Source organism: Litoribacter ruber, from assembly GCF_018449405.1.
Lineage (GTDB): Bacteria > Bacteroidota > Bacteroidia > Cytophagales > Cyclobacteriaceae > Litoribacter > Litoribacter ruber.
The window spans coordinates 344,525-358,463 of the sequence record NZ_JAHCMY010000002.1 but is presented as its reverse complement, the minus strand read 5'-3'; the positions used below and the strand labels follow the sequence as shown (position 1 = coordinate 358,463).

The window sequence follows — 13,939 nt, the reverse complement described above, 5'->3', positions numbered from 1 at the left end:
TTATTCACAGACATTTCCATTCAGATTACATGTTGTAAGTAATTCACTCCTACTGACACCCGCAAAAATTCCAATCCCACCCTCTATATTGGAGTAAACTGGCTGGATCTGCTTAAAAATATTGGGTAAGTAAGCATCAGAAAGTGTAAAGGAGTTTGGTCCCCCAATCGCGTCCACATGATTAACCAAAGATTTTTTATAGTTATAATACTCCTCTGAAACTGTTAATAATACAGGAAAAAAATCATCAAAAAAAGGATTGCCAATCGTACTGTCAAAAGCAAGACTGATTTGGTCGGGATCACCTGCCTCTTTTTGAAATACAAATGCATGTAGATAATTCGATGGAAGGTTTTCCCTCAAAATCAACTCATCGTTATTATAGGTTTTAAGTAGGTTGTATATGGGGTCTTCATCATCTTCCACATTCCAATAGTCAGTATAAATAAAAGCTTCAAAAAATTGATCATCATTTGAGTAAGCTTCAAGATCAAAGGAAATTCGAAAATAAGGGCCACTCCTAGTTTCTGTATCCATAAAACCTGCTGGAAATATCAACCTGCTAGAGAGGATCGGTACTGCATGGGGCACAACGGTGGTTGCGGATAGAGTCCCCTCAGGTGTATCCACATGTAAATGATATTTATTCCCTTCAAACACTTCGGCATTACCCATATAAAAGGAATCAATTTTCACCAATTGCTCAGAAATTAAATTGCCATTTTCATCCTCCCAGCTGAGGGTTACATCCAATATGTCATCAACCTCAGATACGGAAGATTTGTATAGATGGCTTTTGGAAATGTAAATAGTAGGTAATTGCCCATGCTCAAGGATTCCATTGACTACATATACAGATTCTTCAATATCAAGGCCTTTGGGTTGAAAATCTGTGGTACATGAAAATAAAATAAATAGGAGGGGGTAAAGATTTTTAAGCAACTTAATTTAGGATTATCATAGGTTCCGGGTCACCGTCGGATTCACCTATACTATTTAACATAAAAGAAATGCCGAAAGGCATTCCCATACTTTTTATCTCCGAATGAAAACCATGTCATTTCTACTAATATCTCCATTCTTATGGATAAGATTCATCACCAGGCTATCAGCATCAACTTTTTTGAGAAAGAACTTATAAGTCTGAATCTTGGATAGGTCATTGATATACAATGTATCTGATTTAATATGCCACCTACCGACTTTATCAAACATCTTGTGCTCTTTATAATCGGCAAAGTAAACCGTATCATTTTGAAAATTATAATAAGTATTGTCTAAAACGAACTGAAAGGTCTCCTCAATTTTATACCTCTCTTCCTCACTGGCCTCATAGTGTCGCGGAGAAGAGATTATACTAGTAAATGCTTCAAATGAGACCATTTGCCAATAACCAACTATATCATTTTTCATTAAACTTAAGGGTAGGAAAAAGAAAAATAAGATTTTCATTATTTCGGTCTTTTAAAAGTTCGAGGATGAATGGCTACGGTACCATTCCTTAAAATTGACTTGAGTAAAAACTCTTCATGATCAAGCTTGGTGACCAAATATCTATAGGTTGCTATTTTCTCAAAATCATTAATAATTAAGGTGTCTTGATCTAAATGCCATTTCCCATATTTTCGAATAATCTTACCGCCTTCCAAATTCGTAAAGTATACAGTATCGTTGGAAAATTAATAATAGGTAGAGTCCATATATAGGTTGTAATTATCCACCATTTTCAAGTATTCATCAGGTTCCAAAGCTTGATTTCTGGTAGAGCTGATGAGCTTATCATACCCCGAAAATGATACTATCTCCCACCGACCTCTTAATAATGCGGGATTAATCAATAAAACTATGCAAACAACTACACTAAAAAGATTCATACTAAATTTTGATATAATCAAATGATGCCGAGATTGACTAACAGGCTTGTCATGATCATCCTTACAATGATGGAATAAAGCTTCTGATCATAAATCCCTAAATTAACTAACACACATCATTATGCAAAAACTTTTAGATCAAGCTATACAGTTTCTAGACGAAGACGCTGGACTGAGATGGCAACTTTAAAACAAAAAAAACCAGCCCGGAATCAGACTGGCTTTCAAAATCAACAACTTCGTACCTAGTACTTCTAATTTCGTACTTATTCCTTTGTAACCTGACTTACCGCTGCCAGTACCGATCCCGCCACTACGGCGTATCCCGCTGCTGTAATGATTGCCGCCGGCAGGGAAACTGGCGCGGCCAATAGGGTTCCTCCCACTGCAGCCAGCATCATCCCGGCATATTGCAGCCTCTTGAAAAACGGCGGCGTAGGAGCCTGCCATCTGTTTTGGATTTCGTTCATTTTGTTTTAGTTTAATGTTTAAGATTACGTTGTTATCATGGTTGTCCGCTTTTCCGACGCTGCGCATCGGAATTCGCCGTTGTCATGGTTGTCAGATGGAGCATCTTGGCGGGCCACTTTAGCCATTTTTTCCTTTCCGGATTTTTAAATGCTCAGTGCTCAGTGCCCAGCGCTCAGTGCTCCGCTTCGCTGCGGTTCCCGATTGGCCCCGATAGCTATCGGGACTGCTCGGGACTATGCGAGAGGACGACGTGTGGTGCAGTGCCCAGCGATGCGTCCTCAGTGCCCAGTCCTTTCCGTGCATAGAACAATGACAACCCGACAACAACCCAGGGAGGCGAAGCCGACCCACGGGTGGATAACCCTGACACCTCCTAACTCACTTTCTCCAACACCTGAATCCTATTCCTCAGCATCGTCAGCTGCGTCTGCACCATAGATTTCAGTACCAATTGCTCGCCTTGTAAACTGGCCACCCCGACTTTAACCTCCACCAGTTCACTCTTCAATTCCCGCAGGTCCTGGACCAGGTACCTGAGCAGGAAACCGGAGATGGAAAGGAGGACTGATACCAGTCCCCCCATTCCTACTAAATACACTCCGACGTCCATAAAGGCTGAGTTATACTCAGATTCAAAGCTTCCTCAGGTTGACTAACAATTTGAAGCTTCACTTCCTCACCTCTTTCAAGAGCCTCGAAAACCAAATCCCTAAATCGCTTAGTCGCCAGAACTGAATGAATCCCCTTTCCTTCACCGGTATGGCTAATAACCAAAGCAATACAACCCCGGAGTTCCTTCAGCGCATCATTGGCCGAATGAAAAAGGATGAAGGATCTATCCTTTACTGCCTTGACCATAACATGCCAACCCCATCGTTCGGAATAGCGCTTCTTAAGTCCATAAAGACCTTCCGGAATACAAGAAAAGCTTCTCCTGTTATCTCTCCAGGGCAGTTCAATGGTTTTGACCACCTCAACGCCCTGGTGACTAATCACGCCATTGGTACCATTAGGCCAGTAGGCCCTGGTAAGCAGTAGCTTCATCAATCTCTGTCGGTATAAAACACCATCCCCGAATTGAACTCCATTGTATTCAAAGGATACTCCACACCATTAATGATCTGGGTGTATTCCATACCCACAACGAAAAGCCTTCTGGAACCCAAAAGCTGGGTCTTGTCAATGCTCATCGTCACCTCAGGAGAGGTCAGCCCCTTTGCAATCAACAAGCTTGTTTCCCGGACATTATTCTTGGTTGCATCCTCAAAATTGATTGAGGCCCCTAGGAGATACAGCCTATAATGGGTAGTGCCAGTGGGGAATTTAAGCACCTCTTCCTGTCTGAACTCCGGAATAGTTAGGGTTACATTGTCCCCATCGTCATTAAAGGTAAAATCCTCCCTCATGGATTTGCCAAACTCATTACCTGCATTGAGTTCAATCCCCCGGATAAGGCCCCACTCACCCAACATTACTTTGCGTTCTCCTCTGATACTACTAGGATCAGACTGAACCACCCTCAAAAGGGAGGTCTGGAAGCGGCGGTGTACCTTGGAATCCCCACTTCGATGAATTGCAGGTGCAATGGCCCTTCTGATCAGCTTGGCCGCTCCCGCCGCTTCAGCAAACTCCTTTAGATTTTCCCTAGTCCGTGCGTACTTTGGATCGGTCATGATCCGTTCCTTGGTCACACCACCCTTTTGTCTGGCTTGGTAATCACCATTTTTTGTTTTGTAGAAATTCAACCTTCCTACATTGCCCTTAAGCGTGATAAAACTTGTTTGTTCTGCCATGTTTTTTTATGGTTTTAGATGAAACATGGTGCTAATATGGAAGGTAACTTCATGGCTTTCAAATGAATGAGCGCATCTGGACGTACTGTTCGCATTCAAGCGTTTTATACGTAAAAAGTAGAGGGTTCAAGGGTTTCATTGTTCAGGGTTAAATTGTTCAAGAGTTCAAGTGTTCAGTGCCGAAACTTTGAACGGCAAAGCCTTAACCCCTGAACGGCGAAGCCATTGAACAGCGAAGCTTTAAACCGCGAAGCGCCTCACCTTGACATTATCCTATGAATTCTTAGAATATAGCGATATACTAACGAACCTATGGGAGACCTATGGGACATCCATGGGACACCCATCAGATATCCTAGGCGGAGAGTTATTGGTCAATGGGATTAGACTGCCCCCACTTTGAAAATTAGAACACAAAAAAATGGTTGGCGGAGCTGCCAACCATAATTTAAAATAAGTAAATTACAGGGAAGTGTTAGTCCAGGTATTCCATTATACGGGGTATAGGAATGCTGCTGAACTTGGAAAAATCCTCTACGGTAATGAACTCGTCTTTTGTTTTGTTAAAAAAGTCTCTGATTTTCTTCAGAGCTTTCTGGCCGTAGCGGGCACTTTTTCCTGTAATCCTCGCTATGTCCTTGGCGTAAACCACACAACGTTTCTTCATACTAACATTTGCTTTTTAAAATGGAACATGAGCATTGAATTTTGCAACCTGTCGAGATAATTCGACAGCACCTTCCTCTTGGCCTTGAGGGACAACCAGCCATTAAGCAATTTCCAGACAAACCTGGCATCAGACCGTCTCATAGTGAAATGGGCGGGAGATGGGTAATCATTCAAATAAGCTGTAATCATGAACATTAATTGGGGAAAAGTGAAAATTTACATACTTGCATAGAAAAATAAACGGTTGGTTTAAATAACTTTAGCATCTACTAAATTGTCAATTAATATTTTTATTGACTAAAGCCCCGCATAGCAATCTCTAACCTTTCTTTAGATCACTACTCATTTAAATGGATAGTAACCCTATGAATCAAACAATTAAATCATTAATAAACAATTATTTTAGACCAACTTAAACGTTTTTTAGACGAAGCAAGAAAATTCTTAGAAATTAATATTCTTTGGGTGATGTGCTTTCGTCTAAGGATATTCATTTTTCATCTAAAGAAGTTGAATACATCAACTTTCCTATCTAATTTGGGCTAAACAAAAATTTACCCCTATGAAAAAAACGTTAACATCCCTAATCTTAAGCGCTGCCATCCTAGTAGCCTGTAACCGGGAAGATGATACCCCTGTAATTCAAGCCAATTTTGATGTAGAGAATGAATTCTTGGCCATTGATCATGACCTTCAGTTTTCCCAAATTCCCACAAGAGCTGTTCAATATAATTGGGACTTTGGTGATGGACAAACTTCCTCGGAGCAAAACCCCAGCGGAATTAGTTACGAAAACCCGGGAAATTATTCAATTACCCTGACCACTATGTCAGAAGGTGGGAGTTCCTCCTCTTTTCAGAAAGATGTCCAGGTGGGCAGGTTTCACGCCTATGAAATAACTGTGGAACAATTTAGTCCCGGAACGATTGAATCAACAGATAGCCCTTTCGAAGCTATTATCCAAGTAATTAGTGTCAATGATGGAAATCAGGAAGTAATATTCGAAAGTGAACCACAAGAGGATATTTCTGAAGAGAGTTTACCGTTTACTTTCGATGTAAATGAATTAGCCTTGGGTGGAAATGGATTACCTATTTATGACAACCCTCTTATTCATCTTAGAAATAACACTTCTCAGGAATTAATAGCTGCTTCTGGCTATTTATATTCCTCCACTGTTTCAAATTCCTACGATTTTGAGTCTAATGAGGGGGAATTCAATGTTGCTACTGGATCAATATTGTCTGTAAAATATAGGCTTATCTATCCCGATTAGTGAGTGAAAAAATAGCTATTCCATAAAAATGATTATGGGATAGCTATTTTTATGGTTTTTTGAATGAGTTATCACCATCACCTTAACCAGCCATTTATCTCCTTAATAATAGCTCCTCTATAAGCTCCACCAATAATTATCTCCTCTCCAATAGTGGTCTCAATAGAGTTTCCTTCAATTGCCTTAATGCAGGATTTTTTTACAATGTAGGACTTATGAACCCTTATGAAATCTGATTCAGGAAGTATCTCCATAATCCTTTTGAGGGTTTGATAAGTAATGATTTTTCTATCATTGAGATAAATCTGGACGTAATCCTTCATTCCTTTTACAACCTGTACCTCTTCAAAAGGCACATAAATAAGCTTCCCATTTTCTTTGGCCCAAAAGTAGGTAGGGGATGAGCTGGACCTTATGGCGGGTTGGAGATTCTTTTTAGCTTTGTTAACTGCTTTTACAAACCGGTCAAAGGGAATGGGTTTGAGTAAATAGTCCGTTACCTCAAGTTCAAACCCCTCCAATGCATGTTCGGAATATGCTGTGGTAAGTATGATTTCTGGCCTATGTTGCCGCAAAATCCTAATCAGGTCAAGCCCGTTCATCTCTGGCATTTCAATATCCATAAATACCAAGTCGGGCTTCAACTCCTCAATATCATTTAACCCCTCCACTGCATCATTTGACTTCTTCAACAGCTTCAGGAATGGAATTTTCTTAATATACTCTTCGATGATTTCCTGCGCATAAGGTTCATCATCTATGATCAGGCACTCTATCAGGTTATTCATGCTAAGTTTATTTCTAATTGAACCGAATACAACTCTTCAACATTTTCAATATTAAGCTGATGCTTATCAGGATACAAAAGCATTAACCGTCGGGTTATATTATCCAGGCCCTTGCCACCTGATTGTCGAGTGGTTCGCTGGAGTTTTGGTTTACTGTTTGTTACCTCAAATCTAATAAAATTGGCTTCTTGAACCAGCTTAATTTTGACCCAAGACTTACCCCTAGTTTTATTGACCCCATGTTTAAAAGCATTTTCAATGAAATTAATAAATAGCAATGGGGCCAATTGAGTTTCTTCATTATCTATGGTGCTGAAGTCATAATCAATCTCCACATGATCATGGTGCCTGATTTTTTCAAGTTCAATATAGTCCTCAAGGTATTTAAGCTCAACCTTTAAAGGAATCAGTTCGGTTTTGCTTTGATATAGTGTAAAGCCCATCAAGTCCGATAATTTACCTATCACATCCCCTGCTTTTCCATTCTCTTTAGTCAATTGTTGAAGATTATTGAGGGTATTCAATAGAAACTCAGGGTGAATTTGGGACTTGAGGAGATCCAATTGCTGGTTGGCATTTTTGAGCTCCAGGTCAGTAACTTTCTTCATGGACTCGATATACCGAAAGACCATGGACCCCGCAAAAAATAAAAATAAGAAAAAATATAATTGTTCCGCTAAAAATGATGAACCTCGAAGTGACAGCAATCTCTTATAAGATGTAATATATAACCCCTCGTAAAGAAATTTAATTTTTTGGTGATCTGGGTATCGGAAATGCATGAATTTCAGAGGGGTTGTCAGGGTATAAAGTGAACAAAAATAAAGCAATACTATGACGATGATGAATAATGGCCACTTAAAAGGAATTTTGATTTTAAAAATAATTGTAGAGAGGATAAAATAGTTAAACCAAACTGTAAAGAATGTAATTACCGTATAAAAAATTACAACATCATTTAATAAAGGGCTTTCTAACCTACGAGAATCCAAAGCCCAAATCAATAGAAAAATACCTGCAAATAAAATCACCTGCATAAACTTGCTATACTTATTAACTAGCTTTTTCATATAGATTCCAATAAACTCAATACAGGTTAATTGTTAAATTGACCTTATAATTAACTTTATCTTCATTTATTAACAATTTATATTTATCCGGGTATAAAATATCAAGTCTTTTTTTGATATTGCTTATACCCAGTTCATGTAAAGAGAGGTTATTTGGGGTAATGGGTACACAATTGGTAATTTGAAAAAACAAGGATTGCTTGGACTGCTTCAATTTAATCTGAACCAAAGAATTATCAATAGATTTATTTACCCCGTATTTAAGTACGTGGTCTACAAAACTGAACAAGATCATCGGGGCTATGAAGCTTTCAATATTTTCAATTTGCCTAAAATCATAACGGATATCGACTTTGCTACCATGATTTATTTTTTCCAATTCAATATAATTTTTCAGGAACTTGATTTCCATTTTAATGGGAATGGCCTTTTTATTGGCTTCGTACAAATTAAATCGTAATGTCTCAGATAGTTTTAAAACGACCTCCCCAGCTTTTTCGTTGTCCATTACAAGTCGGTAAAGGTTATTAAGGGTGTTGAATAGAAAATGGGGATGGATTTGTGACTTTAGGAGGTCAAGTTCCTGGTTAGCATTGATTACACTCAACTCTGATATCCTTTTCAAGGATTGGGTGTACTTAAGTAGCATGGATGCTACGAAAAACAATACCAAATGAATATATAATTTATAAATTAAGAAAATCTGAGTGGTATAATTGAAAAGGTTTTTTAATGAATGGATATTAAAATATTCATATACATACATCAATAATTTATCATCAGGATAAATCCCCACCATGTATTTAAGCGGAAAATTTAAAACATAACGAGCTAAAAGAGAAAGTGAAAGAAATGCAAGGATAAATACTACCCATTTAATAGGGCTTCGGATCGATGTAATTATTTTCGATAATACATAATATATTATAAAAACAACAATAAAGTTAAATAAGGAATAGGTAAAAAAAGTAAGATTGATAAAGCTATATCGAAATAAAACTAAATTCATTACCCACACCATGACGAATAGTCCTGTCAATAGGATAATACGTAATGACTTCTCACTCAGTACTGAAATTTCCTTCATAAATGCTTGCCTGCTTTGCTAGACTACTCGATTTTAAACAATGATAACTAAATAACGCATAGCCTACAAACGATCTATCTGAAAGTTAGGTCCACAATTAACCTCGGGAAAATAGCTTGACTACCTAAGTTGCTCACAAGAATAGCCCACCTAATCCTAAAAAAAACCACGCATCACTCCCCCAAATATGGGTAAGCAATGCGTGGTTAAAAAAGTTATGATCATTTACTTAGGATCGTATAACGTAGCGCTCGTTGCAAAATTCGCTGTGTTCGCCGCGTGAAATTCTTTAAATCATTCCCCGGCAAAAGGAAATACCTGCATCATAACACTTCTATGGGATTTTTCGGGGAGGTCATCAATTCTCACTATCCAATACGACCAATTCATAGTTTTCAATCACCTTGTCAGGTACGATTATACGGGCAAGGATGATTTGATAATCTGTGATTCTTACAATCCTGTAGGGCCGCTTTAAACCGGTTAAGTTAACGTCAATGAATACAAATCCATTTTCCTCATATGGCTCATCTAGGGTCATCGGCTGCTGGGCATGCAGCATGGAGTCCGTAGTAGGGCCAAATTTGTTGCGGTTGTAGCGCGTCTTTGTACGGGGCTGGAAAGTATTCCCTTGGGCCATTTCTTTGGCTTTATTGACGGTAACGGGCTCCTTCACGTATGGAGTAGCCGTGTAGGCAACTTGCACAGGGGAGTAAAATTGAACCCCTTTTTGATAATTGTTTGAAATGTAAACTACATCTGCACCAAGCATGGCAGCCTCCACCTTGAGTTTCCGCATGGCACGCTGGTTTACATTGTTGATGGCTGCAAAAATCGTCACCCCGCGGGCCTTGCTGTAAATCTGCGGCATTGCCTGCAAGCCATCCAACTGGGATTCAAAATCGGCAACGCCAATCTCTGTCCACCTCTTATAGGCATTTTGATTGAGACCCTGGGAAAAGGCAGAAATACTCACCGCCATAAAAGCCAAAATGGCAAAAACTACTTTATACATATATTTAGAAATTGGGTTTCTTTTAATCAAATTGGGTTGGCGCTCCGGTGTCACATCCTAAATTTACTTGACACTTTTTTCTCAAACATTTCTATTTTTCTCCGCGAAGTGGCCTTTCCCGATCCGCCCTCGATTGTCCCGATGGCTCTCGGGAGGGCTACTCGGGACAAGTTGTGAAACTTCGTGAAAACTTGGTGGTCTTTGTGGCCATTATCGGTCTTCCGTCTTCCGTCTTCTCTCTCCCTCCCATACGTCAAAACTAAAACAATTGTTCATAAAAAAAGCGCTTCCAAGTGGAAGCGCTTTAATATTTTCAGTTATCGTCTGATAATGATACTGTTATTAGTTGAACAGATATCTTACACCAACCTGCATTCTCCAAACGTTAGCTAGAGAGTTTGACAATCTGAAGGTTTCAGTTGGGAAGTCAGTAGTAGAAGGATTAGGGTTCATTCTGTAAACTGGCTGTCCTGCATCGTTAACACCTCTGTAGTTCAAGAGGTTGTTCTGCCACTGGAATTGAGGGATACCCCACTCAGAGTTGAACATGTTACCTATGTTAGTGAAGTCCATAGAAAGCTGAAGTCTATGCTGACCATCTTTCGCTACGTGGATATCCTGAAGGATTCTCAAGTCAAATCTGTGAACGAAAGGAGAAACAGCTCCATTTCTTTCAGCCAACTGGCCTCTTCTACCGCTCAAATATTCAGACTGGTCGATGTAAGCATCAAGCACTTGTCTTTGCTCCGCTACAGTCACCGCTCTACCATCAAGTGTGAATTCTTCAAAATTTAATTCATTAGCTGAGTTAGGAACGTACATCAATCTGTTAGAACCGTCACCAAAGTTACCAGAATAAGTGTAGCTATATCTACCTGCGTTTCCACCTTCGTAGAATACCCCGATTGTGGTATTGTTAGTCTGATAAGAGAAACTTGCAATCAATCTATGAGGCTGATCGAAGGCTGCATATCCAAGCTCAGGAGCATTTCTGTCTACCTGAACCGTGTTTGGCCATAGAGAGATCGCCTGGCTTCCGCCTGATGCATCCAAATCTCTAGATCTAGATCTTGTATAAGCTACGCTGGTGAAGAAACCACCGTCAAACTGCTTGCTCAATTGAGCGGTCAAGGAGTAATAATCTGCTTTCTGAGATGCGTTAGTCAAATAAAATACGTTTCTGAAATCAGGGTCATTTGAATAGTTAGTACCATTCCAGAAAGGTCTGTTATCAGGACCAGCTAATGTACCATCAGGAGATCTAAGAATTGCGTTATAGGCAATTGGAGTAGTTACATCCTGAGAGTAGATGAAGTCAAACGTACCGATGATTCCGAAAGGAAGCACTTGGTCAACACCAAGGTTGGTTCTCCAAACCTGTGGAAGTCTGAAGTTTCTATCTGTCAAGTTAAGCTCGTTAGATAGAGTAGCTGCAGGATTTTCTGGAGTATAAGCTGTTACGTCTGGGTTGAAAATGATACCAGCATCGATTACATCCTGTCCTTCAAGACCGTAACCACCTCTGATCACACCTGAACCGTTCACTTGGTTAGACATCCATACGAAAGGTATACGTCCGGAGAATACACCTGTACCACCTCTTACTTGAGTAGTTCTGTCACCTGTTACATCCCAGTTGAAACCAACTCTCGGAGAGAACAATGGGTTAACTTTAGGGAACTGGCTAACATCAGGAACGAATGTGTTGCCGTCAGGACCAGTGAAAGTTTTGTTCAAATCATCCAACAATTGGTTATTAGGAATATTTACTGGGTAGAAAGGAAGATCAACTCTCAAACCACCTGTTACTTTCAATTGAGGAGTAACTTGGAATTCATCCTGAACATAGATACCAAGCTGTGCAAATCTTGTCTCATCAGTTGGAGGAGTTGTAGATCCGTCCAAAGCAAATCCTTTAGAGAATGCAATTGGATGAACGTTCGGGTTTCTGTTGATAACACCTTCCACGAAATCGTCATAAGAACCATATCTGTAGAATCCGTTGAACACAGGGTTAAACGCGTTGTCAAACGTCATGTATTCGAAGTTACCACCGATAGTGTAAGTATGTCTTCCTTTGTAAATTGAGAAGTTGTTGGTGATGTTCAATACATTGTTTTCAAGCAGGTTACCTACTGTAAACAATTCGTTACCCATTGACATGTAGTAAAGTGGGTTTCCAGAAGCATCTGGCTGCATTACTTCGATGAATGGGAAATCCTGTCCACCTGGAACACCTCTTTTAGGGTCAGTGATTGAAGTATAACCAATGTTCAACTGGTTAGACATGTTGTTGCTGATTCTAGAAGTCAATTCAGCTACCATGGACTGTACTCTTCTGTCGTTGGTATAGTTGGCATTTCTGAAGTTGATACCTTCTACACCAATTCTACTAGTGTTGAAATATCTAGTCTGGTTGTAACGTATAGAGTTTACGTTAGTAGGTATATCCGTGAAGGCAGTATAGTTATTGTATCTCAACGTCAACTTGTTGTTGTTGTTGATGTTGTAATCCAATCTCAAGTTGAATCTTTCTTGCTCAGATGCAAATGGATAGGAGTCAGGAGCACCAGTATCATATCCGTAAATGTTCATCATCTGCTCTCTAACGAAGTTAGCTTGAGACAACGGAACTCTAGAAATAAACTGACCATCTGGAGTTTCTCCTTCTCTAGCAGCTCTTCTCAAAATTGCTGGAGTTGATTCAGTTTCCTTTTCGTAGTTGACGAAGAAGAACAATTTATCTTTAATGATTGGACCCCCAAGTCTGAAACCCATTGTTTCATTCTTAGAATCACCAGGATTCAAGAAAGTTTCTCCAATTTTTGTACCGATCATTTGATCGTTTCTTAAGAAATAATAAGCAGAACCCGTGAATTGGTTAGTACCTGATCTAGTTACGGCGTTTACACCTGCACCAGTAAAACCACCCTGACGAACGTCATATGGAGCAAGGTTTACCTGAACTTCTTCAATCGCATCAAGTGATACTGGGTTGCCACCGGCAAACTGGCCAGAACCAAGACCGAAGTTGTTGTTGTAGATGTTACCATCAATGGTAAAGTTGTTGAATCTAGAGCTTGTACCAGCGAAAGAGTTACCGTTAGACTGAGGAGTCAATCTGGTAAAGTCGTTGATACTTCTAGAAATAGTAGGAAGAGAGTTGATAGTCTCGTTAGAAAGGTTCAAAGCAGCACCAGTTCTGTCAGAGTTCATCACCTTATCCTTTGAAGCACTTACTTCAATCACATCAAGGTCCATACCGTCGCTCATTCTGGCGTTGATGGTATAATTTTGACCTAAGGCAAGCTGAATGCCTTCGTAGATTCTGTCTTCGAAGCCAATGTAAGTGATAGCGACACGGTAAGGACCGCCCACTCTTACGTTAGCCAATACAAATCTACCTTCGATGTTTGTCACCGCGCCATAGCGGGTTCCAGAAGGCTCGTGAATGGCAACTACGTTAGCGCCAGGAAGCGACTCTCCTGTCTCGTCGGTCACTATACCCTGCATACTTGCAGTAGTAACCCCTTGTGCAAACAATGTCCCTGAAGCAGAGATAAACATTGCAAGCGCAATCACACATTTAAGTAAGGAATTCCTCATAATATTTTGTTTTGTCGGAAAATGGATTTTAGTTAGGTTATATAATTTTCTTTTCCGGGAGCAAAGATAGATTTGATTTGCTAAGTGATTGACATGCCAATGTTTACAAAATATTAAGAATTAAGGTTTTTTAACAGGCTTTCTTAACATTGGCTTAACATTGCAAAACTTAAAAACCTCTTATTTCACTATTCTAACTTTTAGTGATTTTATTCCAACACCCAGCCCCAATAATGATAAAATTCCAGTTTATTTAGCCAAGGTAACGCCAAGGTTGGGGGATTGTTAAA

General features: G+C 39.6%; 14 protein-coding genes. 1 reads left to right on the top strand and 13 read right to left on the bottom strand.

The window, feature by feature from the left end:
* The 8 genes from KI659_RS06190 to KI659_RS06155 all read right to left on the bottom strand — a co-directional run bounded on the left by KI659_RS06190 (position 1) and on the right by KI659_RS06155 (position 4,805).
* Positions 1–942, bottom strand: coding sequence for a DUF4249 domain-containing protein (locus tag KI659_RS06190; protein WP_213944489.1), 942 nt, complete (start codon positions 940–942; stop codon positions 1–3).
* Positions 943–1,035: 93 nt separating this feature from the next.
* Positions 1,036–1,413 carry a lipocalin family protein gene (locus KI659_RS06185; RefSeq protein ID WP_213944488.1) on the bottom strand — a complete coding sequence of 126 codons (378 nt, stop codon included), beginning with the start codon at positions 1,411–1,413 and terminating at the stop codon, positions 1,036–1,038.
* A 266-nt stretch (positions 1,414–1,679) separates the two neighbouring features.
* A complete protein-coding gene (locus KI659_RS06180; RefSeq protein ID WP_213944487.1) occupies positions 1,680–1,874 on the bottom strand; it encodes a hypothetical protein in 195 nt (64 codons plus the stop codon).
* Positions 1,875–2,140: 266 nt separating this feature from the next.
* Positions 2,141–2,344, bottom strand: coding sequence for a hypothetical protein (locus tag KI659_RS06175; RefSeq protein ID WP_213944486.1), 204 nt, complete (start codon positions 2,342–2,344; stop codon positions 2,141–2,143).
* A 374-nt stretch (positions 2,345–2,718) separates the two neighbouring features.
* Positions 2,719–2,955, bottom strand: coding sequence for a hypothetical protein (locus KI659_RS06170; RefSeq protein WP_213944485.1), 237 nt, complete (start codon positions 2,953–2,955; stop codon positions 2,719–2,721).
* Positions 2,934–3,389 carry a DUF5675 family protein gene (locus KI659_RS06165; protein ID WP_213944484.1) on the bottom strand — a complete coding sequence of 152 codons (456 nt, stop codon included), beginning with the start codon at positions 3,387–3,389 and terminating at the stop codon, positions 2,934–2,936. Before KI659_RS06165 ends, KI659_RS06170 begins: the two co-directional genes overlap by 22 nt.
* Positions 3,389–4,138 (bottom strand): hypothetical protein, encoded by a 750-nt coding sequence (locus KI659_RS06160; RefSeq protein ID WP_213944483.1) that lies wholly within the window; start codon positions 4,136–4,138, stop codon positions 3,389–3,391. Before KI659_RS06160 ends, KI659_RS06165 begins: the two co-directional genes overlap by 1 nt.
* 475 nt (positions 4,139–4,613) lie before the next feature.
* Entirely contained in the window at positions 4,614–4,805 is a 192-nt protein-coding gene (locus tag KI659_RS06155) for a hypothetical protein (protein ID WP_213944482.1), read from the bottom strand.
* Positions 4,806–5,369: 564 nt separating this feature from the next.
* On the opposite strand from KI659_RS06155, the gene KI659_RS06150 reads away from it, so the two are divergent.
* The gene (locus KI659_RS06150) at positions 5,370–6,083 is read left to right on the top strand and encodes a PKD domain-containing protein (protein ID WP_213944481.1); all 714 of its coding nucleotides are present in this window, start codon (positions 5,370–5,372) and stop codon (positions 6,081–6,083) included.
* Positions 6,084–6,160: 77 nt separating this feature from the next.
* On the opposite strand, the gene KI659_RS06145 is transcribed toward KI659_RS06150, so the two are convergent.
* The 5 genes from KI659_RS06145 to KI659_RS06125 all read right to left on the bottom strand — a co-directional run bounded on the left by KI659_RS06145 (position 6,161) and on the right by KI659_RS06125 (position 13,649).
* Entirely contained in the window at positions 6,161–6,871 is a 711-nt protein-coding gene (locus tag KI659_RS06145; RefSeq protein WP_213944480.1) for a LytR/AlgR family response regulator transcription factor, read from the bottom strand.
* On the bottom strand, positions 6,868–7,941 hold the full coding sequence (locus KI659_RS06140) for a sensor histidine kinase (RefSeq protein WP_213944479.1): 1,074 nt from the start codon (positions 7,939–7,941) through the stop codon (positions 6,868–6,870). Before KI659_RS06140 ends, KI659_RS06145 begins: the two co-directional genes overlap by 4 nt.
* 16 nt (positions 7,942–7,957) lie before the next feature.
* On the bottom strand, positions 7,958–8,740 hold the full coding sequence (locus tag KI659_RS06135; RefSeq protein ID WP_213944478.1) for a sensor histidine kinase: 783 nt from the start codon (positions 8,738–8,740) through the stop codon (positions 7,958–7,960).
* Positions 8,741–9,386: 646 nt separating this feature from the next.
* The gene (locus KI659_RS06130; protein WP_213944477.1) at positions 9,387–10,043 is read right to left on the bottom strand and encodes a hypothetical protein; all 657 of its coding nucleotides are present in this window, start codon (positions 10,041–10,043) and stop codon (positions 9,387–9,389) included.
* Between the two features lie 342 nt (positions 10,044–10,385).
* Positions 10,386–13,649 (bottom strand): TonB-dependent receptor, encoded by a 3,264-nt coding sequence (locus tag KI659_RS06125; RefSeq protein WP_213944476.1) that lies wholly within the window; start codon positions 13,647–13,649, stop codon positions 10,386–10,388.
* Between the last annotated feature and the right edge of the window lie 290 nt (positions 13,650–13,939).